Source organism: Riemerella anatipestifer, assembly GCF_009932355.1.
Taxonomy (GTDB): domain Bacteria; phylum Bacteroidota; class Bacteroidia; order Flavobacteriales; family Weeksellaceae; genus Riemerella; species Riemerella anatipestifer_E.
Map to the genome: position 1 here is coordinate 135902 of NZ_LEKU01000005.1, position 25011 is coordinate 160912.

Below are 25011 nucleotides of genomic sequence, written 5' to 3' on the forward strand. Positions count from 1 at the left end.
ATAAAATAAAATGAAAATCCCGATGTATTTGTCGGGATTTTATTATTTTTGTGAAGATATAAATCTTAAATAATGAATAAATTAAAACTAATACCAATACTTTTCTTGCTCTTCTTTACAGGTTGTAAAAAAGATCAAGTAGATGGTAGTAACATAAGAGCATTTCAGTCGAGCATCAATGATATGTCCTCGTCCTTAACTACGCTTGAGCAAGTCAAGTTCAATGAAGCACTTTACATTCTCAAAACATTTGGAGTAGAGGCAGATGGAGATATACAAGAGTTGAATGCATTGTCAAAATTACTTGATGGTAAAAAAGTGCCTGAAATTTTAGCGATGGCTAATGAAGTAGCAGCTAAAAATGAGTTAGAATGGTCTAGTACCTCGCCACCATCTTTAGGAAATATGAATATTTTTCAAAGTCAAGATCCTGCGGCTATAGACCCCAACGATGTTAAGGCTTCGTCTATTAGCTTACAGATAAATCCTGTTTCTGTTGATAGTGTATTAGGAGCTAAGGCTTTACAAGTTGTTCCAAGGTTGCTAGATACAAGAGGTAATTTAGTAGACTTTTCTAATGCGGGGTTAGAGACAACATTGGAGATTTACAGTAATGATATAAAGCTATTAACTTCTAAAAGGCTGATGACGGATAATAATTTTAAAGGTTTTTACGTAAACCTAGCATCTATCCCCCAAGAAAAAGTAACAGGTGGAGTAATAGATATTAAAGTAACTGTAAGAACGGCACAGAAGTTTTTACAAATGGCAAGACGAGGAATGTCTATAAATACCAAAGCATTAAAGCAACCTATTACTGTTGATGAAACAGTGTCTACAGAAAGTGGAGATGGAGAAATAAAAGAACAAGATGCAACAACAGTTCAATCAAAGGAAAACGCTCCTAAAGGTAAAACTGACCCTAAGTCTACAGTTAGCAAGTTTTTAAACAACTTAGGGAGTAATAATTTAAAGGCGGCTTATGAGATTTCTTCAAATCCAAAGTGGGGTTCTTACGACCAGTTTTCTAATCCAACATCTGGTTTTGGTTCGGTAAAAAATATTACTGTAAAAAATATTTCAACTCAGTCTAGTTCTGATAATTCTGCAACAGTAAATGCAAGTTATAATGTAACGGATAATAATGGCAATACTTCGGCATTGGAGGTTACCTATACGCTTAAATCAGACGGAAATAGTTGGAAAATTACAAACTATAAAATTAATTCTACACAAAAACAATAGTGCTAATGGCAACTCAAGAACTCATTAAAAAATTAGAACAAACCATTGATAATATTCCAAACTTCCCTAAAGAAGGAATACAGTTTAAGGATATCACACCTATTTTTCTTAATCCAGAACTTTATGAAGAAGTCATAGATGATTTGGTAGAGTTCAGTAAAGGTAAGGTAGATGTAGTCTGTGGTATAGAAAGCAGAGGCTTCCTTTTTGGGATAGCCGTGGCGGTAAAGTTAGGGGTTCCTTTTGTTTTAATTCGTAAAAAGGGTAAACTTCCTCCACCCTTTATTTCTCAAAAATACGATTTGGAGTACGGCTCATCAGAGATAGAAATGAAAGAGGGACAGTTAAAAGCTGGTGATAGAGTTCTAATTCACGATGACCTTTTAGCAACAGGTGGAACTACTGAAGCTGCAGCAAAACTAGTGGAGAAACAAGGGGCAAAAGCAGCACAGTTTAGTTTCTTAATTGGGCTTAAGGCTCTTGGAGGAGAGGCGAAATTAAAGAAATTCAATTCAGAGATTTATCAGTTATTAGAATACTAAAGCACAGATTAAGTTTTGTGTATCAGAAAAGAAAAAACTAAATTTGCGGACTAAATAATAATCAAAATGTCAGGAAAATACAATAAATTAAGTGAAGAGCAGATAAAAGAAGGAAAAGAAACTGTGGAGATATTTCAGGAGCTAGATCAAACTGCACTAAAATCTGAAAAATTTTTAGAGAAGTATTCTAAATACTTGGTTGGTGTATTTGCATTGGTGTTAGTGTCTATATTGGGATATTTTGCTTATCAACAATTTATAGTAGCTCCTAAAAATGAGGAAGCTACAAAAGGATATTTAGCAGCACAGAAAAACCTATCGGAGGGGAATAATGAGCTTGCATTAGGAGGTAAATCTGCGGCTAATCCAGGTTTTCTAGGAACTTACCAAGAGTTTTCGGGTACTAAGGCAGGAAAACTTTCAGCATATAATGCAGGTCTTCTTAAATTTAAAGAAGGGAAATATCAAGAAGCTTACGACTTGTTAGATGCATTCAAATCGGATAATAAAATATTGATGGCACTAAAATACGGTGCTATGGGAGATTGTCTGTCTAACCTTAATAAAGCTGATGATGCTATGGCACAGTATGATAAAGCATCATCTACATCTGATGACCCATTCACATCTTATTACTTCACAAGAAAAGCAGGCTTGGTGGCAATTTCTCTAAAGAAAAATGCTGATGCTAAAAAATATTTTGAAGCCATTGATGAGAAATATCAAGACTATGATGGTGGTGCTTCAGATGCTTATATAGAAATGGTAAAATATTACTAAATTTACATCATAACTCTAAAATAAAAAATATGGCAACTATTAATCTTTCTGATTATAAGCCACTCGATATTAAAAATGCCGATGAGTTCAACATCGGCATTGTTGTCTCTGAGTGGAACGATTTTGTAACTTTCAATCTCCGTGATGCAGCTGTAGAAACTCTACTCAAAGAAGGAGTGAAGAAAGACAAAATAAAAATTTACTATGTACCAGGTGCTTTTGAGCTTAGCTATGCTGCCATGAGACTTTGTGCTAAACAACGTTATTTTGATGCTGTTATAGCTATAGGGTGCGTCATCAGAGGAGAAACACCTCATTTTGATTATGTTTGCCAAGGCGTTACACAAGGCATTACAGCATGTAATACACAAACAGATACCCCAACAATATTCTGTGTGCTTACAGATGATACCAAAGAACAATCTATAGCACGAAGTGGAGGGAATTTGGGTAACAAAGGTGTAGAGGCTGCTGTTACAGCTCTAAAAATGGTAGATTTTAAGAAAAATATTTAATCTAGATTAGCACTAAAATGAGATGGACTAATAATAGAGGTGATAATGTAGAGGACCGAAGAGGGAGAGGAGGTATGGTTGTAGGCGGTGGTCTAGGCATAGGAACCTTAATCATAGCTGCTATTGTATTTTTTCTAGGGGGCGACCCTTCTTCAATTATAGGAAGCGGTGGTCTGGGAAGTACTCAACAAACGGAGCAGAGAGAATTAACCCAAGAGGAATTACAAGTAAGAGAATTTATTGAGATGTTAATTTTTGAAAATGATACTACTTGGCAGAAAATTTTTTCGGAAAATGGAATGCAATATAGGAAGCCTAAAGTAGTACTTTTTGAAAGCGTAACACAATCAGGGTGTGGGACAGCACAGTCTGAAATGGGACCTTTCTACTGTCCTGCTGATGAAACTATCTATATGGATATGAGTTTTTTCTCAGAGCTTCAGAGTAGATTTGGTGCTAAGGTTACCGAATTTTCTGTAGCCTATGTTTTGGCACATGAGGTAGGGCATCATGTACAGACCATTTTAGGAACTACTGAAAAAGTAAATTCACTTAGAGCTAGTGGAAAGTACTCGGAAGCAGAGATGAATAGAGTATCTGTGGCTACAGAGCTTCAAGCTGATTTCTATGCAGGGCTTTGGGCAAAAAAAACAGATGAAAGAGAAGGTATTTTAACGCCAGGAGATATAGAAAGTGCAATTAGTGCTGCTGAAGCTGTGGGTGACGATAATATTCAAAAAAGAGGACAGGGGTATGTTAATCAGGAAAGCTTTACTCACGGTAGCTCTGCACAAAGGAAAGAATGGTTTATGAAGGGGTATGAGACTGGTGATATTCGTCAAGGAAATACCTTTGACGTTTTGCTAAAGTAATTTTATGAAAACATTAACTAAATTTTAGTATTGTTTGGGTAAAGAGGGTCTGTTTTTTGATACTATACCAAACAAATAATATTAAAATGAAAAAAATACTTATCGCAATGTCATTCGTACTAGGATTGAGTACAGCTTACTCTCAACAAGTACAAGGTTCAGTAACATCTAAAGCTCAAGAAAAAGTTATAAAAAAGGAGCAAAAGATGCAAAGTCAGAAAAAAGATTTCAAAAAGAAATACTCTGAATCTGTTGAAAAAGGTAAAGAAAGAAAAGAGGCTTTTGAAAAAGGTGAAAAAGGAGAACATAAAGGGAAGTTAAAAGCTGATGGTACACCAGATAAACGCTACAAAGAAAACCGTAAACTTAAAAAAGACGGTACGCCAGATAAGCGTTTTAAGGATAAAGAAAATGACAAAGAATAGGGAGCCATTTCTTTAAAAAGAGTAAAGTTCGGTTGTGAAACAACCGAACTTTTTTGTGTGCATATATTTCATTCCTGTATTTTTAAGATGTATCTTTGAGGTGTTAATTAAATGCTGGAAAATGAAAAGAGATTTATACATTGATTTTGCAAAAGGCTTAGCAACTTTATCCATTATCTTTATCCATACCACTTTTTGGAGTGGGCAGTATTATATTCCTACGGAACTTAGAGTGTTGTCATTGTTATTTGATGTCCCTATTTTCTTTGCACTTAGTGGTCTTACCTCTGGCGGGAATGTAGAAAAAACACTTTATAGGCTACTTAAACTCCAGGTAACCTATATGATTTTTGTAACACTGTTATTTTTTGTAGACTATTTCTTTAAAGTTTTTGGGCTTTATTTTTTTGGTCTAGAGAGTTTGAAAAACTTTTATGCTACTTTTGGGAGTAAGTTTGTACCACAGTCTATAGCTTATTTTCCTCAATGGGAAAATTTAGGAAATTGGTATTTACATCAATATTCTACTTGTGATACTTTTCCAGTGGTGATGGGTAGCTTTTGGTATCTTAAAGTCTATTATATTTTAACGGTACTTGGGGTACTAATACTTAGGTTTTTCCAGCAACATATCAATTGGTTTATAGCCCTATGTTTTGGCTTAACTTTATTGTTTAATATTTTTCCACATTATTATCCAACAGGTCAGGTAGGGTATGTTTCTTTTTATCTTGGTGTATTTCTGGTGGCTTATAAAATGAGAGGCAAAAGAATAAAAAACAGTCATATTCCTCTGCTGTATGGAGCTTTAGCTCTAGTTTTAGTTTGGCTGTTTTGGTTCTATGGAACGGATATTTTCTATAAAATAAATAAACAAAAATTTCCGCCAAAAATACCGTATATTGTATGGTCTTTTCTTTCGTTAATAACGGTGTTTGTACTTTATAATAGGCTTAAGATTACTAAAGATAATTTTATAAACTATATTGGTAAGAATGCCATTTTCTACTATTTTGCACAAGGTATTAGTTCATCGTTGGTTTATTTTATAGTAGTTCTTTTGCAGGATAATATCCACTGGGGAGTTTTAATTTTAATGGTTTATTTGGTTAATGTAGTTTTGGCTATACTCATTGCAGAACTGCTTAAAAAGATAGATGCTTTAGGCTGGAATACTTTAACTTGGCTGAGAAGAAAGACGGCAAGTGCTGGTTAGATAAAATTTACTTTTGTGGAAATCTAATAAAGAGTATTTTTGCAAAAAAATAATCTTGATAAGAATTGTAGAAAATAAAGATTGGATTATATACTCTCTTTTAGGAGTTGGTTTTTTGTATGTAGTAATGTTTCGTGTTCTTTTAAGAGATATAAGTTTAATTAAATTTTTCACTCTTAAAGAAGAATTTGCTAATAATACTATTCAGTCTTGGGTTGTAACTAGTGTGGGGTTTATTATTTTAGCGGCTGTAGCGTTATCTAATATTCTTCCTGTAAACCCACGCTTATTTGCTGAGTATTTTAATGTTTTTGGGTATACTCCTAATAAAGTAGGCAGTATTATTTTAGCAGTAGTTTTTTTGTTTTTTTTTAGAACCGTATCTACTTATTTCTTTTTGGCAAGTATAGGAGAGGTAGAGAGATGGAAGAGTTTTTATTTTTTAGCTACAAAATTCTTTTTAGGCTATAGTTTAGCTCTAATAGTACTGGTACTCGCTCAGAATTATTTCCCCATAGAAACAGAATGGATGATATATGTGTATGCCGTCTTTTTCTGTATGTCTTTTATTTTTAAAAACTTGGTCTATCTGTTTCATCATAAGACCATCTTGCCAGATGAATGGTATTATAAAATTTTGTATATTTGCACGCTCCAAATTTTACCTTTTTTGGTAGTTGGGAAATTTTTATTCTTTTAATCAATTTTTAGGATTTTAAAAATGTCAAAAATTAAATCTATTCTAATATCTCAGCCTCAACCTGCGGAATCTTCTCCTTATTTAGAACTTGCGAAAAAGGAAAAAATAGAAATAGATTTTCGTCCATTCATTTATGTTCAGGGGGCAGATGCTAAAGATTTGAGAACACAAAAAATAGACCTCTCTAAGTATACGGGAATTATTTTTACTAGCAAAAATGCAATAGACCACTACTTTCGTTTAGCTGAGGAGATGCGTTTTTCGGTTCCAGATTCTATGCGATATATTTGCCAGTCAGAGGCTATTGCTAATTATTTGCAAAAGCACATCGTTTATAGAAAAAGAAAAATTAGTTTTGGTGAAAAATTACCCACTGATATAATCCCTTTGCTTAAGAAATATCCATCAGAGAAGTATCTTTTACCTTCTTCTGATATTCTTAATGATGGGATAACTAAGGTTTTAGATGAGTCTGGAGTAGATTGGACTAGAGCTATTATGTACCGTACGGTTAATAGTGATTTATCTGATATAAACATCAATGACTATGATGTTTTGGTGTTTTTCAGCCCACAAGGGATAAAGTCTTTGGTAGAAAACTTTAAAGATTATAAAAAATCTAAATTTAAAGTAGCTGTTTTTGGTAATTCTACGAAAGCGGAGGCAGAAAATGCAGGGCTAACGGTGGATATTATGGCTCCTACTAAAGAAAACCCGTCTATGACCATGGCGATAGAAAATTTTGTAAAGAATGTCAATAAGTAGAAAGTAAGAAATATTTAACATATTAAACTCATTATAAAAGGTCATCATCTTTCAATATAACGAAATGAAGATGACCTTTTTAGTAAAAATAAAAAATGATGCAACCACCTAAAGCAATACAAAAACCACAGAAATTAGTTATTCATAATGATGAAAGGATAGACCCGTATTTTTGGCTAAACCAAAGAGATGCTCCAGAGGTTTTAGAATATCTCGAGCAAGAAAATGCTTATACAGAATTTATATTAAAGGATACTGAAGATTTTCAAAAAGAACTTTTTGAGGAAATGAAAGCGAGGTATAAAGAAGATGATGCCTCGTTGCCATATTTTTTTAATGGGTACTGGTATATTGTTAAATTTGAAAAAGGGAAAGATTATCCACTCTTTTTCAGAAAGTACCAAACTTTAGAAGCGGAGGAAGAACTTTTGCTAGATGCTAATCAATTAGCAGAAGGTAAGAAGTTTTTAGATGTGGGAAGTATGGCGGTGAGTCCTAATAACAAATTAGCTACTTATTCTACAGACGAAACAGGAAGGCGTATTTACAGTATTTTCATTAAAAATTTAGAAACGGGAGCAGTCTCCAACGAAGTTATAGAAAATACCACAGGTAAAGCTGTTTGGGCTAATGATAACGAGCATTTTTTCTATATCAGAAAAGATAAAAGTCTTAGGGCATATCAGATTTTTAGACATAAACTAGGAACTTCTCCTAGCGAGGACATTTTAGTTTTCCACGAAAAAGATACTTCATTTGATGTCAATTTATTTAAAACTAAATCTTTAGAATATATATTTATTGCCAGTTCTAGTACGGTTTCAGATGAGCATCGTTTTATTCCAGCTGATGATGTGTCTGCACCATGGCAAATCGTTCAAACTAGAGAAGAAGGCTTAGAGTATGCGGTAGAGCATTATCAAAATCATTTTTATATCATAACCAATGAGGGAGGAGCAACTAATTTTAAATTAGTGAAAACACTAGTAGCTACACCACAGAAAGAAAATTGGCAAACAATAATTCCTCACAGAGAAGATACTTTATTAGAGGGGTTTGAAATTTTTAAAGATTACCTTGTGGTAGAAGAGCGTAGAGAAGGTTTGCTTCAAATTAGTATCAGGCATTGGGAAACGGGTGAACAATACTATCTCCCGTTTCAAGAGGAAACCTATACGGCGTATATTGGACTAAATCTAGATTTTAATTCTACAAAATTAAGATATGGATATTCATCTCTTGTTCAGCCATCTGCCACTTTTGAATTCGATATGAATAGTCAAGCCCAAATACTTCTTAAAGAGCAAGAGGTTTTGGGTGGTAAATTTTCAAAAGAGAACTATACTTCGGAGAGGTTGTGGGCGTCTTCAAGAGATGGTGTTACTAAAATACCTATATCTTTAGTTTATAGAAAAGATACGGTGCTTTCTCAGGATACGCCATTATTACTTTATGGTTATGGAAGTTATGGTCATACCATAGATGCTTCATTTTCTAGAGGGAGATTGTCGTTACTAGATAGAGGTTTTGTGTTTGCTATTGCACACATTAGAGGAGGAGAATATTTGGGTAGAGAATGGTACGAAAAAGGAAAGTTACTTCACAAAAAAAATACCTTTTACGATTTTATAGACTGTGCCAAATTTTTAATTGAGAAAAACTACACTTCTTCAAAACATCTTTACGCTATGGGAGGTAGTGCAGGAGGATTATTAGTAGGGGCTGTTATTAACGAGGAACCTAGCCTTTTTAATGGAGCGGTTGCACAAGTTCCGTTTGTAGATGTGGTTACCACGATGCTAGACGAAGAAATCCCTTTAACAACGGGTGAGTTTGACGAATGGGGAAATCCTAAAGAAGAGCAGTATTATCATTATATGAAGTCTTACTCTCCATATGATAATGTCAAGGCTCAAAGTTATCCTCATTTACTAGTAACTACAGGATACCACGATAGTCAGGTGCAATATTGGGAGCCAGCAAAATGGGTGGCAAAGCTACGAGATATAAAAAAAGACCAAAATCTTTTAGTTTTTAAAACTGACTTTTCTTCGGGGCACGGAGGGGCGAGTGGTAGGTTTGAGTCACTAAAGGAAGATGCTTTAGAGTATGCTTTTTTAATGAAGTTAGAAAAACTGAGTAAATAAATATAGATAATAAAAAACCTTCGGAGTATGCTATCTGAAGGTTATTAGTGTGTATAATATCATTTTGTTGTACTAAACTTACTGAAAACTTTGGTTTAGAATTTAGAATGTATATTTAACATAGCATTTTTTGTGCCAAAAAATATGCTGATGAGTAAAATCTAATGAAAGTGCTGGTTTTGAGAATTAATTTAGAAAAATATTTGGCTATGTCAAAAAAACTTCTTTATTTTGCACTCTCAAATATTTAGTAGTAAAAAAGAACATCGAGATATGTCAAGAATTTGCCAAATAACAGGAAAGCGTGCAATGGTAGGAAACCATGTTTCTCACGCTAATAACAAAACGAAGCGTCGTTTTGAGATTAACTTATTAGAGAAGAAGTTTTACCTTCCTGAGCAAGAGAAACATATTACACTTAAAGTTTCTGCTCACGGATTGAGAGTAATTAACAAGATTGGAATTGAGGAGGCTGTAGAAAGAGCAACTCGTAACGGATTTATCAAATAATTAAGAAATCATGGCAAAAAAAGGGAATAGAGTCCAAGTGATTTTGGAATGTACAGAGCATAAAGAAAGTGGTGTTGCTGGAATGAGCAGATACATCACGACTAAGAATAAGAAGAATACAACAGAAAGATTAGAACTTAAAAAGTATAATCCTGTTCTTAAAAAGTATACACTTCACAAAGAAATTAAGTAATCATCTTTAAAGATATTTTACAATGGCAAAGAAAGTAGTAGCAACCCTACAAACATCTTCTAAGAAGATGACAAAAGTAGTGAAAATGGTAAAGTCTCCTAAAACTGGAGCTTATGTTTTCGAAGAGAAAGTAATGAATGCAGATGATGTAGATGCTTATTTAAAAAAATAAGTATTATTCATTCTAGTATAAGAAATATAAAAGCTATCCAAATAATTTATTTGGGTAGTTTTTTTATATATTTGTTTCTGTTAATCGTACACAAAAATATATGAGTTGGTTTAAAAAAATATTCAAAAAAGAAGAGAAGGAAACTTTAGATAAAGGATTAGAAAAGTCAAGTCAAGGCTTTTTTGAAAAAATATCCAAAGCAGTCATAGGGAAAAGTAAGGTAGATGATGAAGTTCTAGATGATTTGGAAGAGGTTCTTATTGCGTCAGATGTAGGGGCTCAGACAACTATCAAGATTATCGAACGAATTGAAGATAGGGTTGCTAGGGATAAGTATGTTGGTGTAGATGAACTACATAAGCTTCTTAAAGAAGAAATTACAGCATTGCTTTTAGAAAATCCTCATGCTGATACGGGTAATATAGATGAGGCTAAAAAACCTTATGTAATAATGGTGGTGGGAGTCAATGGAGTAGGTAAAACAACTACGATAGGTAAATTAGCACATCAGTTTAAAACACAGGGTAAAAAAGTGGTGCTAGGAGCAGCAGATACTTTTAGAGCGGCGGCGGTGGACCAGTTGGTGATATGGAGTGAGCGAGTAGGTGTACCTATTGTAAAGCAAAATATGGGTTCTGACCCCGCTTCTGTTGCCTTTGATACAGTGCAATCTGCAGTAGCTCAAAATGCTGATGTAGTGCTTATAGATACAGCTGGAAGGCTTCATAATAAAGTAAACCTAATGAATGAGCTGTCTAAGATAAAAAGAGTAATGCAGAAAGTAATTCCTGATGCTCCACATGAGGTTTTGTTGGTGTTAGACGGTTCTACAGGGCAAAATGCATTTGAACAAGCTAAGCAGTTTACTGCGGCAACAGAAGTTAATGCTCTTGCGGTTACAAAATTAGATGGTACAGCAAAAGGAGGTGTGGTTATTGGTATTTCTGATCAATTTCAAGTTCCTGTAAAGTATATAGGAGTGGGAGAGAAAATGGAGGACTTGCAGTTATTTAATGGCACGGAATTTGTTGATTCTTTTTTCAAGAAAAAGAGTTAATACTCAAAAAATAAGTACTTAATTTTTAAACTATAAACTTATGGGAATTTTATCTTGGCTATTATTTGGCCTTATTGCAGGCGCTATCGCTAAAGCTATTCATCCAGGAAAAGATCCTGGAGGTTGGTTAATGACTATCGTTATTGGTATTTTGGGAAGTGTGGTAGGAGGCTGGTTGGGCTCTATGTTATTCAATGTAGATGTTACAGGCTTTAACCTTAAAAGTTTCTTTGTGGCCGTAGGTGGAGCATTGATTTTGTTAGCACTTTACTCAAAGGTGATAGCTAAAAAGTAGAAATACTTGTTTCGAGGTCGAATAATTATATTTCGATATAGTTAATTATTGAATGCCTGCTTTAGCAGGTATTTTTTTTGATATTCATATAAATTTTAATTTAAAATAAGAGAATATTATATAGTAATTAAGCAATAATAAGCAGCTATTTATTAAAAAGTTTATACTTTTGCAAAAAAATAAAAAACACATGCCCAAAAACTTAGTCATCGTAGAGTCTCCTGCAAAGGCGAAAACTATCCAAAAATATTTAGGTAAAGATTTTGAAGTATTGTCTAGTTTTGGACACATTAGGGATTTGCCTAAAAAAGGGATGGGGATTAATCTTAATACCTTTACTCCAGAATATGAGGTGTCTACGGACAAAAAGAAGTTGGTGTCGGATTTAAAAGCAGCAGCGAAGAAAGCGGATATGGTATGGCTAGCATCTGATGAGGATCGAGAGGGAGAAGCTATTGCTTGGCATTTGGCTCAAGAGCTTAAGTTAAAGGATGAAAAAATAAAAAGAATTGTATTTCACGAAATTACTAAAAATGCAATTCTAAAAGCTATAGAAAATCCTAGAAATATAGACAAAAACTTAGTGAATGCTCAACAAGCTAGGCGTGTTTTGGATAGGATAGTAGGTTTTGAAATGTCTCCCGTACTTTGGAAAAAAGTAAAAACGGGGCTTTCAGCAGGCAGGGTTCAGTCGGTTGCGGTTAGACTTATTGTCGAAAAAGAAAAGGAAATACAAGACTTTGTTCCTAATTCCTATTATAAAACAGAAGGGAAATTTTTGAACGCTGATAATCAAGAAATATCAGCTCAGTTGAAAAAAAGCTTTTTTGAAGAGGCAGAGGCGAAAGAATTTTTAACATTAGCGAAAAATACAGAGTTTAAAGTCCTTAATATAGAAAAAAAACCAGGTAAAAGAACCGCTTCTGCACCTTTTACGACTTCAACTTTACAACAAGAAGCGAGTAACCGTCTAGGTTATGGGGTTACTACTACAATGAGGGTCGCTCAGCGATTGTACGAGGAAGGATATATTACCTATATGAGAACCGACTCGGTTAATTTATCTCAAGAGGCTATAGAGGGAGCCAAAGAACAAATTATCAAAGAATTTGGGCAGGAGTACTCTGAGCCGAGAAACTATACTACTAAATCATCTTCTGCACAGGAAGCTCACGAGGCTATTCGTCCTACGGATTTCAAACTAAAAACTGTTGCAGGAGATACTCAACTTAATAGACTTTATCAGCTCATCTATAAGAGAACGCTGGCTAGCCAAATGGCAAATGCTCAAATAGAAAAAACCGTTGTAGAGATAGGTAATCCAAAGTTGCCTTATAATTTTGAGGCTCAAGGGGAGGTTATTGTATTTGATGGTTTTTTAAAGGTTTATGGTATATTAAAGTCGGAGGAAGAAGATACGGAGGATACCGAAAAAACTTTACCAAAGGTAAGTGTTGGAGAGAGTTTAACTTATCAAAATATTATTTCTGTTCAGAAATTCACTCGTCCACCTGCACGATATACAGAGGCAGGGCTAGTGAAGAAGCTAGAAGAGTTGGGTATTGGTAGACCTTCTACCTACGCTCCAACTATACAAACCATACAAAATAGAGAGTATGTAGATAAAAAAGAGATTGCTCCGCAAGAAAGGGAAGTTATTAAACTTAATCTTACTTCAAATAAGATAGACAGAAAGGTTTTAACCGAAAATTACGGTGGAGATAAAAATAAATTTGTACCTACGGATATAGGTATTGTAGTTAATGATTTCTTGACTGAAAATTTTGCGGAAGTTTTAGACTACGGCTTTACAGCCAAGGTTGAACAAGATTTTGATGACATTGCGAACGGTGATGAAAAATGGAAAGAGGTACTTTCTGGATTTTATGAAAAATTCCACGATAAAATAGAAGATGTAGAGGAAAATGCAGATAGAGCAAATGGAGAGAGAATCTTAGGAGAAGACCCTAAAACAGGAAAGACTGTTTTAGTAAGAATTGGTAGATACGGAGCAATGGCTCAGTTAGGAGATAGTGATGATAAAAACCCTGTTTACTCTTCATTATTGCCTCACCAAAATATCAATACGATTACATTAGAAGAGGCTTTAGACTTGTTTAAAGTACCTTTTGATTTAGAGAAGATAGATGGCAAGGCTGTTTCCGTAGGGGTAGGGCGTTTTGGACCTTATGTGAAGTGGGGCGAAACTTACATTAGTATTCCTAAAGAAGAAGACCCATTATCTGTAAATCAAAAAAGAGCTGAAGAGCTAATTAGAGAAAAACAGAAAGCAGATGCTCCTATAACAACATTTAAAGGAGAGCCAGTAACTAAAGGGACAGGGCGTTTTGGACCTTTCTTGAAGTATAAAAATATTTTTGTAAATGTTCCTAAAAAATATGATTTTGAAAATCTTACTCAAGATGATATTGTGGAACTCATAGAAGCTAAGTTAGAGAAAGAAGCCAACCGTTACATTAAACAATGGGAAAAAGAAGGTATTTCTATAGAAAACGGAAGGTGGGGACCATTTATCAAATTTAACAAAACTAATTTCAAAATTCCTAAAAACGGAGATGAGAAATATACAGCCGAAGAGCTGAAAAAAATATCTCTAGAAGAGGTTAAGAAATGGATTGTAGCACAGGATAAAAATGCCTTTGCAGAGAAAAAAACAACTAAAAAGAAAACCGTAACTAAGAAAAAATAGCATAAATACTAATGACTATTGAAGAGATTGTAAAGCCTTTTCCTTTAGGAGATTATAAACCTTGGCAACTGGGTAGTTTGGTATGTAGTGAGATAAAAGAAGGTGGAGTAGTGCTATTATTTTGCTCTGATGACAGAGGTGCAGGAGGTTCTGCGGTGACGAAGGATTTTAGTGTAATAAGAAAATGTTTATATCAACTTTCTAAGAGTGATTTTAACTTTCCTATTTGTGATTTAGGAGATTTAATATCGGGTAAATCATTGGAAGATACTCAGTATATTGTTGCGGAAATTGTTTCTAAATGTATCGCCGAAGGTGCATTACCTATAGTTATTGGTGGTAGCAATGATTTGGCTCTTTCGTTATATACTGCGGTAAAAAATCATAAAGATAAAATTTCTTATACACAAATCAACTCGTTTATACATTTGGAAGCTGTGAAGGAGGGTATCAACGAGCGAAATTTTGTATCAAAAATATTGAGTGAACCTTCGCTGAAGAATTATTATCATTTGGGTTATCAAAAACATCTAAATGAGCCTCATTCGGTTTCTGTACTTAAAGAGATAGATTTTGAAGTGTTAAGGCTTGCTGATATGATGAATAGCACAGATTTGGCAGAGCCTTTCTTAAGAAGGGCAGAAGTGGTAAGTCTTAGTGCTGATGCGGTGGAGAGTTTTAGTGGAGAGTTTTCTTTTCACGCTCAAGTTAACGGGTTGAATAAGAGAGAAATTTGTGCCTATATGAAAGAAATAGGCTTGGGTGAAAACTTAATGGCTTTTGGTTTGTTTAATATAAATATAGATGCTTCTCATTTAGTTTACAATCAACTTATTGCCCAAATGATTTGGTATTTTTTAGAAGGTTTGAGCATACAGAAAACTCACCCTAAAGAACGCCAGTACGAAAATTATTTAGTGGTAATCAATAATCAAGATTATACTTTTAAGAGAGATACCTTTAGTGGATTATGGTATTTCGGAAATGACGATGATATTTTAAAATGTTTGCCTTGTGCTGAGAAAGATTATCATAATGCTAAAAAGGGGCTTTTGAACCCTAGATTTTTAAAATAGTATGAAGAAAGTTTCCGTTATTGTTCCTGTTTATAATGTTGAACGCTTTTTAAAAAAGTGTTTGGATTCTTTGGTCAACCAAACATTAGAGGATATTGAAGTTATCGTGGTAAATGATGGAAGTAAAGATGGCTCTCAGGCTATTATTACTGAGTATGAAGATAGGTATCCTAATAAAATAAAGGCGTTTCAAAAGGAGAATGGTGGATTAAGCGATGCTAGAAACTTTGGTTTAGAACGGGTGAAAGGTGAGTATATAGGCTTTGTAGATAGCGACGATTTTGTGAGAGAAACAATGTTCGAAGAGATGTATCATCTTGCAAAGAAGCACCGAGCAGAAATGGTAGTATGTAATCTACAAAAAGTAAACGAAAAGGGAGAAGTTACCCAGCGACTCACACAAATACCTAATATGCCCGAAAAAATAGTTCTAGAAGAACATTTTTCCGTTTTCTCTGATATGAGCTATTTTGCTTGTAATAAATTGTTTAATCGTAGTTTATTTCAGAGTAAAAGATTTAAAAAAGGAGTTCATTTTGAGGATATACAACTTATTCCTCAATTATTGTTAGAGTGTAAAGTTATTGCCCAAACTCAAACCTATCATTATCAATATTTAGAACGAACGGATTCTATCACTAAAACCCATACAGATAAAGGTCTGGATATTTTAAGAGCGGTAGAAGATGTGGAAAATGCTTTTGAAAACTCACTCTATAAGCATAAAAAAGAAGAGCTAAAAGGATTTCAAATTTTAGAGGGTTTTTATACTTTTCTAGCCTATTTAGCATTTGTTAAAGATGAGCAGGTATATCATAAATTATCCGAAGAGCTAAAAAGATTTCTGTTTAAGAGAAAGATTACCAAGAAAGAAATACTTAGTTATCGTAGATTTGGAAAGAATTATCTCGTATCTTTGCCGATTAAGAAACAGGTTTACTATCTATTTTATCTTTTGGGGCTAAATCGATTGTTAAGGAAACTAATTCACTAATAATAAACAATGAATATTGTTTTTTTACATCCTATATTTACCATTATAACTATAATTTTAATAGCTTATAGTTTTTTGGAGGTTTATAATTATAAAAATTATAAATCGGTGTGGGTGGTGGTATCGGTGATGATTCTTTTAGTGGGTTTTAGGGCATGGGTAGGAGCGGATTATGGAGTTTATGTACAGATGTATGAATATTTTGGTCAGAGTACAGCATATTCAACAGTCTATAATAAAGCTCTTTTTTCAGGTAATGAGAGATTAGATGTAGAATGGCTTTATGTTTTAGTAGGAAAATATGTTTATGATTTTGGAGTTCCATTTTTTGTTTTTACATTCGTAATAGCTTTATTATCTATTGTTCCAAAATATTTTACATTTGAAAATGCGGTTGTCTATCCATCATTGAGCTTATTGCTTTACATGTTCCCTTCTTATTTTACAGCAGATGGAGGACATATGCGACAGGCGGTATCGATGTCTATTCTTATTTTTTCTTTTTATTTCATTAAAAAACGAAATTTACCGTTGTTTTTATTGATGATTTATCTGGCAATGGGATTTCATAAATCTGCTGCTATTTTTATTTTAGCTTACTGGATTGCTTTAATCCCAATGACTAAGACAAGAATTATTCTTGTTTTGGTGGTTAGTGCTATTTTATCTCCATTTCAAATATATCAATATTTTTCCTTGTTTGATACATTAGCGCCTGCTGAAGTTTATGAGGGGTTCTCTGCATATGAAACGATAGAGAATAGTGAAACAACGGGAAGAATAAGCTTTACGGATATGATTATCGTATTCTATAGTTATTTTCTAGTAGTTTATAATGAGGAAGCATGTGAAAAGATTCCTTATTACGAATATATGAGAAATATAGCCTTGTTTGGAATGTGCTTGTACTTTATATTTAGAGGTAGCCCAATATTCTCTTCAAGATTAGCTATGATATATATGATTTTTACGGTAATGGTTTTGCCTAATATAATTGCTTCAGTAGAGGATGAAAAACATAAAAGATATTTACATTTAATAATCGTTTGTTTTGCTATTTTTTATTATTTTGTATACGGTAGTTTTCAGGCTACTAGAGCAAGATATACTTGGGATTATAGCAATTATTTGTGGTAGATACTAAATTTGAATTATGGCTTATTTAGATTATTTAATTATACAGTTAGGGATACCTTTTTTCTACATAAAATTGATAGGCTCTTTTTTTATGTCTTTTCTGCTATGTTTTCTTTCTGTTCCTACAATACTCAAAATCTCTAAAAGAAAAAACCTGATGGATGAACCAGGGATAAGGAGTTCTCATGTAAGGAAAATTCCTAATTTGGGAGGAATAGCTATATTTTATGCCATAGGAATAGCTACCCCAATGTTTGGATATGAACTGTTCGATTTGTATAAGTTTTTATTTCCTACCCTAATAATTTTATTATATGTTGGTGTAATGGACGATATTGTAATTATGCGAGCGTATAAAAAATTATTTATTCAGATATTCGTAGCTTCCCTAATGGTAATAGGCTCAGATATAAGGATAGAAAGTTTATTTGGTCTTTTTGGTGTTTATGAGTTGCCCTATTTCATAAGTATTTTATTTACTATAGTTACTATAATTATCATTATAAATTCTTTTAATTTAATTGATGGAATAGATGGTCTTGCGGGTACATATACTATTATTTGTTGTTTACTTTTTGGTATTAGTTACTATAGGTTGGGAGAATATAATTATCCCATGATTATTCTGTGTGCTTCGATAATAGGAGCTTTAATAGGTTTTTTATACTATAATTTATCAAGTAGTAGGAGTAAAAAGATATTCATGGGGGACACAGGCTCAATGATAGTGGGTTTTTTATTAGCATTTACAGCAGTATATTTTATAAATATTTTTACGATAAGTGGTGGAAGAAGCTTATATCACTTACCAACGGCACCTGTCATTGCATTTGCAATACTAATTTTACCAATGGTGGATACACTCAATGTAATTTTGATAAGGCTATTCAATAAAAAATCGCCTATGGAAGCAGATAAAAATCACATTCATCATAAGCTTTTAGACCTCGGATTATCACATAAAAAATCAACTTTTTATATCCTATGTTACTATATGTTTACGATAATAGTTGTCTATTTTTTTAGACATATAAATATAAACCTACTTCTTGTCTTTGTTTTGATGCTAGGTTTTATAGGAGCATATATACCTAGGTTTATTCTAAAATTGAGAAATTAAAACTTACTTTTGTATAAATATCTTTTCTATGAAAAATATAAAACTATATCTATTATTACCAATTATATCTCTGTTTTTAGTATCCTGTCTAACGACTAAGGAAGTGAGATACCAACAACCTAATGAACATCTTGTGCTTAATGAAGAGGGGTTGATACCATATAATAATGAAGTGTATCGAGTAACTAAAGCAGATATTCTTAATCTTAATATAGTAACCACTCCTAAAGGAGATGCGGCTCAGTTCTACTCCCGTTTTAACACTTCTGGTGGTGAAAATGGAGCAGGAGGGAATATCGGAGGTGCGGGAGCTGTCTCTGGAGGAGGAGCTGGTATTGCTGGAGGAAGAATGAGTGGCAATAGTAATTTTTATTTTAATGGATTAAAGATAAACTCTAGAGGAAACATAGATATAATGGGGATAGGAGAAATAAAAGCCGTAGGTAGGACTATTGAAGATATAGAGGCAGAAATACAAACTCGTGTTAACGAAAACTTTGTTGAAGGTAAATCGCAAGTAAGACTTAATACAGATGGGATTACTTATTACATATTGAGTGATATAGAGGAGATGGGAGCTCTTACTGGAGAGAAAAAATCTTACACCTCAATGTTAAGTATAACAGAAGCTTTAGCTCAAAATGGTGGGCTTAATAGAACAATAGATAAAAAACATGTGGTTTTACAAAGAAAATATCCAGAAGGTATTAAAAGAGTTACACTAGATTTAACGAGAGATGATATTATGAACTCTCCATACTATTGGATTCAAAATGGAGATATGGTTTATCTCAATACTCGTTCTAAAAGTCTTTATGGGTTTGGTAAAGAGCCTTTGCAAACTTTAACTACGGGGGTTTCTCTTATAACAACAGCCCTTTCTGTATATTTGTTAATTTCAAGATTTTAGATTTATGATACCAGAAAAAGTAGGACAAAAAACACCTAGTGCACAACCTGAAAAGTCTAAAGTTGGAACATTTGACTTCTTTAATCTTGAATTTTTTATAAAGAAGGTGCTAAAAAATTGGTATTTGTTTTTGTTATTAGGTATATTAGGTTATGCTATTAGTTATATCTATAAAAAATACTATATACAATACACTTATGAGTCTAGTATATCTTTGAGTGTTTCTAATAATACAGCAAGTTATTTGGCGCCTAGTAACCAGTCTATTAACTTTATATGGGGGCAAGGAGGAAATCAAGACGGATTGTATGTGAAAAAATTACTTTTATCAAGAACACATAACGAATTTATTACTAGAAAACTTGAGTTATACATTGATTATAGCACTTCAGGTAAGCTAAAAAGCACCTTTTTAGATAAGAATGAATCTCCCTTCTTTTTAGAAATAGATAAAGAGCACTTTCAAGCGATAAATATTCCAATCACATTTATTCCTAAAGGTAATTCTTATACAGTTAATTTGCCAGAGGATTTACCCAACTACCTATATAGTTATAAAACTGAAGATTTTCATCCTTTAAAAGAAACATATAAAAAAGAGGTTCAAAAAAATATAAAATTAAACGAGTGGTATGAGTCTCCTTACTTTAGGTTTAGATTGATAAAAAATCCAGTACAACCTAGTATTGATTATAATAACATAACAGTTGTTTTAAGTAGCATAGATCAAAAAGTAAGAGAGAATATAGGTAGTATCAATATAGAGTTTGATAAGGAACTTCCTTCTATAATGTCTGTGTCGAAGAGAGGGGCTAACTTAAACTCCACAGTTAACTTTTTAAATAACTCTATTAAAGAGCTTATAGAAAAAAGAAAGCAGGATAAGAGCTTAGTAGACAAAAATACAGTTGTATTTATAAAGAGAAATTTAGATAGTGTAAAAATAAAGTTAGACTCTTCTGCACAAAGCCTTAATGGAGTTAGGATTGGAGAAAACATTGTTGATGTTGAAGGAGGTGTAAGCTCTATAATGGAAAAAATAAAGGAGGTTGAAAAGAGAAAGGCAGAGCTACTTACCCGAATTTCAGCACTTAATAGTATCCGAAACTCTATGAATAAAAATTTAGATGAGGTGATCAATATCAATGCTGCTGGAATAGAAGATGGTAACTTCATGGGTTCGGTTAGTGAGTTAAAAGCTCTTATACAAAAAAGGGAGGAGATGAGGACTATTTATACGCCAAATTCTGAACCTATGAAAGAAATTAATCGTCTTATTAAAGAGGCGAGAGGTAAGTCTTCTGGAGTTGTGGGGAACTACTATAGTATGTATCTGAGTGATATCGAAAAACTAGATGCAGAACTCTTACAGTACGAGAGAGAGATAAGAAGGTTTCCTCTTAAGGAGCAGAAGCTAATTGATGCAGAGAGAGGCTACTCAATTAACGAAACTACATATAATGCATTGCTGTCGGAACAGGCAAAAGCAGAGATGCGTCTTGCTGTAGGACAGTCTGATATAACGGTCTTAGATTGGGCTAAAAATCTTGGGCAGGGTCCAGTAGGACCTAATACCTCTATGTTTGGAGTAGCACTTATTGGAGGATTGTTATTTATTCCATTTATAATATTACTTATTAGTTCTCTTTTAGATAATAAGATAAGAAGTGTTAAGGAAGTGGTAAAAGCAACCAAAATACCTTTATTAGGGGTTATTGGTAAAAATACTAATGAGAATAATCTCACAGTAATAGAGCAATCTAAATCTTCTGTTGCAGAGTCATTTAGAGGGGTTAGGTCTAATTTGAGGTTTTTGTATGACGACGGAGTAGAAGGCGGAAAAGTGATATTGGTAACTTCTTCTATCAGTGGAGAAGGTAAAACATATACCTCAATAAATATAGCCTCTGTTTTAGCTTTAAGCGGTAAGAAAACCATATTATTAGGAATGGATTTGAGGAAACCTAAGATTTTTGGAGATTTTGAAATCAATAATAAATACGGAATTTCTAACTTCTTGACAGGGGAAATACCAGTGGAACAAATTATAAATAAAACTAAGATATCTACATTAGATGTAGCGACCTCTGGACCAATTCCGCCTAACCCTTCAGAGTTGTTGATGAGTGACAGAAACACACAGTTTATAGAAGAGCTTAGAAAATCCTATGATTTTATTATTATAGACTCGCCTCCAGTAGGTCTAGTGGCAGACTCTTTTGAATTGATGAAATATACAGACGCTAATATTTATGTTGTGCGTCATGAATATACGGAGAAGTATATGCTTAAAATGATTATAGAGAAATACCATAATCAAGAGGTTAAACATTTAGGATTGGTGTATAATGATTATCCTTCTAATCAAGGTTATGGCTATGGTTACGGTTACGGCTATGGTTATTTTGATGAGGATAAAAATTATCAAGAACCTATACTTGTAAGGTGGAGAAATAAATTAAAATCAATTTTTAATAAAAAAGGTTAATACTAAAAGGGCTACTTCTAATTTTGAGAGTAGCCTTTTTTAACCCATAATGTTTTGTTATTTTTGCTGTTCAAAATTAGGATAGATATGGCAAAAACAAAGAAAGAAACTCCTCTAATGCAACAATACAATAGTATTAAAGCTAAATACTCTGACGCGATATTACTTTTCAGAGTAGGAGATTTCTATGAAACCTTTGGAGCAGATGCCATTAAAACAGCTCAAATTTTGGGCATTGTTCTTACTAAAAGAAACAATGGTGGAGATGGTCAGAGTATAGAACTAGCAGGGTTTCCACATCATTCTTTAGACTCCTATCTTCCGAAATTGGTAAGGGCAGGTCTTAGGGTAGCGATATGCGACCAATTAGAAGATCCTAAATCAGTAAAAGGTATCGTTAAAAGAGGCGTTACGGAATTGGTAACTCCAGGGGTTACATTTAATGACCAAGTTCTTAACTCCAAGAAAAATAATTTTTTACTTGCCCTTCATAAAGAGAAAGAAAAATATGGTGTGGCCTTAGTAGATATTTCCACAGGAGAATTTTTGTTAGGAGAGGGCAATTTAGAAAAGTTACTTCATATCATCAATACATTTGAACCTAGCGAAATTATTTACCAAAGAACTCAAGAAATTCCTAGTCAAGTTAAAAATAAGAGTGTTTTTAAGATGGAGGATTGGGCATTTCAGTATCATTTTGCTTACGAAAAGCTCACGCAACACTTTAAAACCAATTCTCTTAAAGGTTTCGGAGTAGAGGACTATAAGCTAGGCATTACGGCTGCTGGAGCTATTTTTGCCTATTTGGTGGAGGATACGCATCATAATTTGCTCAATCATATTACTCAGATAAAACTTATTCCACAGGAAGATTATTTAATGATGGATCAGTTTACGCTGAGAAATTTGGAGGTGGTATTTCCTGCACATCAAAACGGGAAAAGTCTTTTGGATATTATAGATAAAACGGCTACTCCAATGGGCGGAAGGCTGTTGAGGAGAAGATTGATATTGCCACTTAAATCCGTAAACGAAATTAATAGAAGACTTTCCTTAGTTGAGTTTTTGAATAATGAGGAGCAGCTAAGATTAGATGTTGCAACAAGGCTTAAAGGTATTTCTGACTTAGACCGACTGATGGGTAAGCTAGCAGCAGAGAAAATCTCACCTAAAGAGCTAGGCTATCTTAGACAAAGTTTAGTTTATATTTCCAAGATAAAATCGTTGTTGCATCAATATCCTGATGTTTTGGCGTGGCTTAATCCACTTAATCATTTAGAGGAAGTCATCAGTGCTTTAGAGAATAACTTAAACGAAGAGTTACCTGTAAATTTAGCCAAAGGTAATGTGATTAAGTCTGGGGTTTCTGATGAGCTGGACCGTTTGAGAGGTTTGCAGAACTCTGGTAAAGGCTACCTAGACGAGATGTGCCAAAGGGAAATAGAAAGAACGGGCATTGCTAGTCTGAAAATCAATTTTAATAATGTTTTTGGCTATTATATAGAGGTTAGAAATACGCATAAGGACAAAGTTCCTGAAGAATGGATTAGAAAGCAAACGCTAGTCAATGCCGAGAGGTATATTACAACAGAGCTGAAGGAATACGAAGACCAAATTTTAGGTGCAGAAGAGCGTATAAGTGTTTTAGAACAGGAGCTTTATAGAAAGGTATGCCAAGAGGTGCTTGTTTATATAGACCAAATTCAGGAAAACGCACAACTCATCGCACAGCTAGATGTGGCGGTTGGGTTATCAGAGTTGTCTATGGAAAGAGGCTATACTAAACCAATCCTTAACGATGGTTTTAGTATAGAACTCAAAGAAGCAAGACACCCTATTATAGAAAATGCTTTGCCGTTAGGCGAAAAATACATTCCTAACGATTTGTTTTTAGACCGAGAGGAGCAGCAGATTATTATGGTAACTGGTCCCAATATGGCGGGTAAATCGGCGATATTGAGGCAAACAGCAGTTATTTGTCTTTTAGCACAAATCGGGAGTTTTGTTCCAGCTAAATATGCTTCTATTGGTATTTTAGATAAAATATTTACGAGAGTAGGGGCAACGGATAATCTTTCCGCAGGAGAATCAACCTTTATGGTGGAAATGAACGAAGCCGCTAATATCCTCAATAATATTTCTGACCGAAGTTTAATTCTTTTAGATGAAATAGGGCGAGGTACTTCCACTTATGATGGCGTTTCTATTGCTTGGGCTATTGCGGAATATTTGCATCAGCACCCAACCAAACCTAAGACTTTATTCGCCACTCACTACCACGAGTTGAATGAAATGACCAATAATTTTGAAAGGATTAAAAACTTCCATATTTCAATTAAAGAGCATAAGGGGAACATTATTTTCCTAAGGAAGTTGGTGTCTGGTGGTAGCGAACATAGCTTTGGTATCCATGTGGCAAAATTGGCAGGAATGCCTGCTACGGTAGTTAATAGAGCTAACGAAATTCTGAAAACTTTGGAAAACAATCGTTCACAGAATGATACAAAAGAATCTATTAAAAGGGTAACGGAAGAAAATTTGCAACTCTCGTTCTTCCAATTAGACGACCCAGTTTTAGAAAATATCAGAGAGGAACTTACTAGGATAGACATCAATACACTCACGCCTATAGAAGCAATGATGAAGCTCAATGCAATCAAAAATATGATAGGCAAATAATATAAAATGAGACCAAGGTTTAGTCTTTTCTGGTTTGCTATTACCCTATTGTTATTTTTAACAGAGGTAATAATTGCGGTTTGGCTTAAATCCTGTTATTTTATTAGAGCATATCTAGGAGATGTACTAGTGGTAATTCTTATTTATACCTTTGTCTTAACTTTCTTTAAAATCAAAGAAAAAGCTCAACTGATTGTAGGGATATTTCTATTTTCTGTTTTAGTAGAGGTATTACAATATTTTAGCATTGCAGAGAAACTAGGGTTTAGAGAAGGTAGTGTAGGGCATATTGTTATTGGGAACTCTTTCTCTTGGTTAGACATATTGTGTTATGCGGTGGGGTGTGCTTTTATTTTTGTATTTGTTAAAATGAGAAGTAAATAATAGAACTTGCGATTTCCCCACAAACCACTTTTTCCTAATTAAAAAAGACTTAACTTTGCGGATTATTAGTTTTTTTTGA

24 protein-coding genes are annotated in these 25011 nt (G+C 33.7%); all 24 read left to right on the forward strand.

The window, feature by feature from the left end; translation table 11 throughout:
- Nucleotides 1-72: 72 nt before the first annotated feature.
- The 24 genes from GXW81_RS01755 to GXW81_RS01870 all read left to right on the forward strand — a co-directional run bounded on the left by GXW81_RS01755 (nt 73) and on the right by GXW81_RS01870 (nt 24932).
- Complete coding sequence (locus GXW81_RS01755) at nt 73-1245, forward strand: NTF2-like N-terminal transpeptidase domain-containing protein (protein WP_161530935.1); 1173 nt, start codon at nt 73-75, stop codon at nt 1243-1245.
- A 5-nt stretch (nt 1246-1250) separates the two neighbouring features.
- Complete coding sequence (locus GXW81_RS01760) at nt 1251-1787, forward strand: adenine phosphoribosyltransferase (RefSeq protein WP_161530936.1); 537 nt, start codon at nt 1251-1253, stop codon at nt 1785-1787.
- A 66-nt stretch (nt 1788-1853) separates the two neighbouring features.
- A complete protein-coding gene (locus GXW81_RS01765; protein ID WP_064964685.1) occupies nt 1854-2567 on the forward strand; it encodes a hypothetical protein in 714 nt (237 codons plus the stop codon).
- A 29-nt stretch (nt 2568-2596) separates the two neighbouring features.
- Nucleotides 2597-3082: a 6,7-dimethyl-8-ribityllumazine synthase gene (gene ribH, locus GXW81_RS01770; RefSeq protein ID WP_161530937.1), complete on the forward strand. Its 486-nt coding sequence runs from the start codon at nt 2597-2599 to the stop codon at nt 3080-3082.
- Nucleotides 3083-3099: 17 nt separating this feature from the next.
- Nucleotides 3100-3954 carry a neutral zinc metallopeptidase gene (locus GXW81_RS01775; RefSeq protein WP_154137415.1) on the forward strand — a complete coding sequence of 285 codons (855 nt, stop codon included), beginning with the start codon at nt 3100-3102 and terminating at the stop codon, nt 3952-3954.
- An 86-nt stretch (nt 3955-4040) separates the two neighbouring features.
- Entirely contained in the window at nt 4041-4379 is a 339-nt protein-coding gene (locus tag GXW81_RS01780) for a hypothetical protein (RefSeq protein ID WP_161530938.1), read from the forward strand.
- A gap of 121 nt (nt 4380-4500) precedes the next feature.
- Nucleotides 4501-5595, forward strand: a complete 1095-nt coding sequence (locus GXW81_RS01785) for an acyltransferase family protein (protein WP_161530939.1) — start codon at nt 4501-4503, stop codon at nt 5593-5595.
- A gap of 55 nt (nt 5596-5650) precedes the next feature.
- Entirely contained in the window at nt 5651-6295 is a 645-nt protein-coding gene (locus tag GXW81_RS01790; protein WP_161530940.1) for a DUF4271 domain-containing protein, read from the forward strand.
- Nucleotides 6296-6316: 21 nt separating this feature from the next.
- Entirely contained in the window at nt 6317-7060 is a 744-nt protein-coding gene (locus tag GXW81_RS01795; RefSeq protein ID WP_161530941.1) for a uroporphyrinogen-III synthase, read from the forward strand.
- Between the two features lie 98 nt (nt 7061-7158).
- Entirely contained in the window at nt 7159-9207 is a 2049-nt protein-coding gene (locus tag GXW81_RS01800; protein WP_161531021.1) for a S9 family peptidase, read from the forward strand.
- A 273-nt stretch (nt 9208-9480) separates the two neighbouring features.
- Nucleotides 9481-9717: a 50S ribosomal protein L28 gene (gene rpmB, locus GXW81_RS01805; protein WP_004916140.1), complete on the forward strand. Its 237-nt coding sequence runs from the start codon at nt 9481-9483 to the stop codon at nt 9715-9717.
- 10 nt (nt 9718-9727) lie between these two features.
- Complete coding sequence (rpmG, locus tag GXW81_RS01810) at nt 9728-9910, forward strand: 50S ribosomal protein L33 (RefSeq protein ID WP_004916141.1); 183 nt, start codon at nt 9728-9730, stop codon at nt 9908-9910.
- 22 nt (nt 9911-9932) lie between these two features.
- Nucleotides 9933-10082, forward strand: coding sequence for a DUF4295 family protein (locus GXW81_RS01815; protein WP_004916142.1), 150 nt, complete (start codon nt 9933-9935; stop codon nt 10080-10082).
- A 100-nt stretch (nt 10083-10182) separates the two neighbouring features.
- Nucleotides 10183-11139, forward strand: a complete 957-nt coding sequence (gene ftsY / locus GXW81_RS01820; protein ID WP_107046186.1) for a signal recognition particle-docking protein FtsY — start codon at nt 10183-10185, stop codon at nt 11137-11139.
- A 40-nt stretch (nt 11140-11179) separates the two neighbouring features.
- Nucleotides 11180-11434 (forward strand): GlsB/YeaQ/YmgE family stress response membrane protein, encoded by a 255-nt coding sequence (locus GXW81_RS01825; RefSeq protein WP_161530942.1) that lies wholly within the window; start codon nt 11180-11182, stop codon nt 11432-11434.
- A gap of 190 nt (nt 11435-11624) precedes the next feature.
- Entirely contained in the window at nt 11625-14144 is a 2520-nt protein-coding gene (gene topA / locus GXW81_RS01830; protein WP_161530943.1) for a type I DNA topoisomerase, read from the forward strand.
- An 11-nt stretch (nt 14145-14155) separates the two neighbouring features.
- Nucleotides 14156-15220, forward strand: coding sequence for a formimidoylglutamase (locus tag GXW81_RS01835; protein ID WP_161530944.1), 1065 nt, complete (start codon nt 14156-14158; stop codon nt 15218-15220).
- A 1-nt stretch (nt 15221) separates the two neighbouring features.
- Complete coding sequence (locus GXW81_RS01840; RefSeq protein WP_161530945.1) at nt 15222-16214, forward strand: glycosyltransferase family 2 protein; 993 nt, start codon at nt 15222-15224, stop codon at nt 16212-16214.
- Nucleotides 16215-16223: 9 nt separating this feature from the next.
- Nucleotides 16224-17351, forward strand: coding sequence for an EpsG family protein (locus tag GXW81_RS01845; RefSeq protein ID WP_161530946.1), 1128 nt, complete (start codon nt 16224-16226; stop codon nt 17349-17351).
- Nucleotides 17352-17367: 16 nt separating this feature from the next.
- Nucleotides 17368-18471: a glycosyltransferase family 4 protein gene (locus tag GXW81_RS01850; protein WP_161530947.1), complete on the forward strand. Its 1104-nt coding sequence runs from the start codon at nt 17368-17370 to the stop codon at nt 18469-18471.
- A 28-nt stretch (nt 18472-18499) separates the two neighbouring features.
- The gene (locus tag GXW81_RS01855) at nt 18500-19381 is read left to right on the forward strand and encodes a polysaccharide biosynthesis/export family protein (protein WP_161530948.1); all 882 of its coding nucleotides are present in this window, start codon (nt 18500-18502) and stop codon (nt 19379-19381) included.
- 4 nt (nt 19382-19385) lie between these two features.
- Nucleotides 19386-21869, forward strand: a complete 2484-nt coding sequence (locus tag GXW81_RS01860; RefSeq protein WP_161530949.1) for an exopolysaccharide transport family protein — start codon at nt 19386-19388, stop codon at nt 21867-21869.
- Nucleotides 21870-21956: 87 nt separating this feature from the next.
- On the forward strand, nt 21957-24548 hold the full coding sequence (gene mutS, locus GXW81_RS01865) for a DNA mismatch repair protein MutS (RefSeq protein WP_161530950.1): 2592 nt from the start codon (nt 21957-21959) through the stop codon (nt 24546-24548).
- Nucleotides 24549-24554: 6 nt separating this feature from the next.
- Nucleotides 24555-24932, forward strand: coding sequence for a DUF2809 domain-containing protein (locus tag GXW81_RS01870; protein ID WP_161530951.1), 378 nt, complete (start codon nt 24555-24557; stop codon nt 24930-24932).
- Nucleotides 24933-25011 lie beyond the last annotated feature (79 nt).

Excerpts from the sequence above, each read along its gene's own strand:
- GXW81_RS01755 (WP_161530935.1), top strand. The coding sequence starts at position 73 with ATGAATAAATTAAAACTAATACCAATACTTTTCTTGCTCTTCTTTACA.
- GXW81_RS01760 (WP_161530936.1), top strand. The coding sequence starts at position 1,251 with ATGGCAACTCAAGAACTCATTAAAAAATTAGAACAAACCATTGATAAT.
- GXW81_RS01765 (WP_064964685.1), top strand. The coding sequence starts at position 1,854 with ATGTCAGGAAAATACAATAAATTAAGTGAAGAGCAGATAAAAGAAGGA.
- ribH (WP_161530937.1), top strand. The coding sequence starts at position 2,597 with ATGGCAACTATTAATCTTTCTGATTATAAGCCACTCGATATTAAAAAT.
- GXW81_RS01775 (WP_154137415.1), top strand. The coding sequence starts at position 3,100 with ATGAGATGGACTAATAATAGAGGTGATAATGTAGAGGACCGAAGAGGG.
- GXW81_RS01780 (WP_161530938.1), top strand. The coding sequence starts at position 4,041 with ATGAAAAAAATACTTATCGCAATGTCATTCGTACTAGGATTGAGTACA.
- GXW81_RS01785 (WP_161530939.1), top strand. The coding sequence starts at position 4,501 with ATGAAAAGAGATTTATACATTGATTTTGCAAAAGGCTTAGCAACTTTA.
- GXW81_RS01795 (WP_161530941.1), top strand. The coding sequence starts at position 6,317 with ATGTCAAAAATTAAATCTATTCTAATATCTCAGCCTCAACCTGCGGAA.
- GXW81_RS01800 (WP_161531021.1), top strand. The coding sequence starts at position 7,159 with ATGCAACCACCTAAAGCAATACAAAAACCACAGAAATTAGTTATTCAT.
- rpmB (WP_004916140.1), top strand. The coding sequence starts at position 9,481 with ATGTCAAGAATTTGCCAAATAACAGGAAAGCGTGCAATGGTAGGAAAC.
- rpmG (WP_004916141.1), top strand. The coding sequence starts at position 9,728 with ATGGCAAAAAAAGGGAATAGAGTCCAAGTGATTTTGGAATGTACAGAG.
- GXW81_RS01815 (WP_004916142.1), top strand. The coding sequence starts at position 9,933 with ATGGCAAAGAAAGTAGTAGCAACCCTACAAACATCTTCTAAGAAGATG.
- ftsY (WP_107046186.1), top strand. The coding sequence starts at position 10,183 with ATGAGTTGGTTTAAAAAAATATTCAAAAAAGAAGAGAAGGAAACTTTA.
- GXW81_RS01825 (WP_161530942.1), top strand. The coding sequence starts at position 11,180 with ATGGGAATTTTATCTTGGCTATTATTTGGCCTTATTGCAGGCGCTATC.
- topA (WP_161530943.1), top strand. The coding sequence starts at position 11,625 with ATGCCCAAAAACTTAGTCATCGTAGAGTCTCCTGCAAAGGCGAAAACT.
- GXW81_RS01835 (WP_161530944.1), top strand. The coding sequence starts at position 14,156 with ATGACTATTGAAGAGATTGTAAAGCCTTTTCCTTTAGGAGATTATAAA.
- GXW81_RS01840 (WP_161530945.1), top strand. The coding sequence starts at position 15,222 with ATGAAGAAAGTTTCCGTTATTGTTCCTGTTTATAATGTTGAACGCTTT.
- GXW81_RS01845 (WP_161530946.1), top strand. The coding sequence starts at position 16,224 with ATGAATATTGTTTTTTTACATCCTATATTTACCATTATAACTATAATT.
- GXW81_RS01850 (WP_161530947.1), top strand. The coding sequence starts at position 17,368 with ATGGCTTATTTAGATTATTTAATTATACAGTTAGGGATACCTTTTTTC.
- GXW81_RS01855 (WP_161530948.1), top strand. The coding sequence starts at position 18,500 with ATGAAAAATATAAAACTATATCTATTATTACCAATTATATCTCTGTTT.
- GXW81_RS01860 (WP_161530949.1), top strand. The coding sequence starts at position 19,386 with ATGATACCAGAAAAAGTAGGACAAAAAACACCTAGTGCACAACCTGAA.
- mutS (WP_161530950.1), top strand. The coding sequence starts at position 21,957 with ATGGCAAAAACAAAGAAAGAAACTCCTCTAATGCAACAATACAATAGT.
- GXW81_RS01870 (WP_161530951.1), top strand. The coding sequence starts at position 24,555 with ATGAGACCAAGGTTTAGTCTTTTCTGGTTTGCTATTACCCTATTGTTA.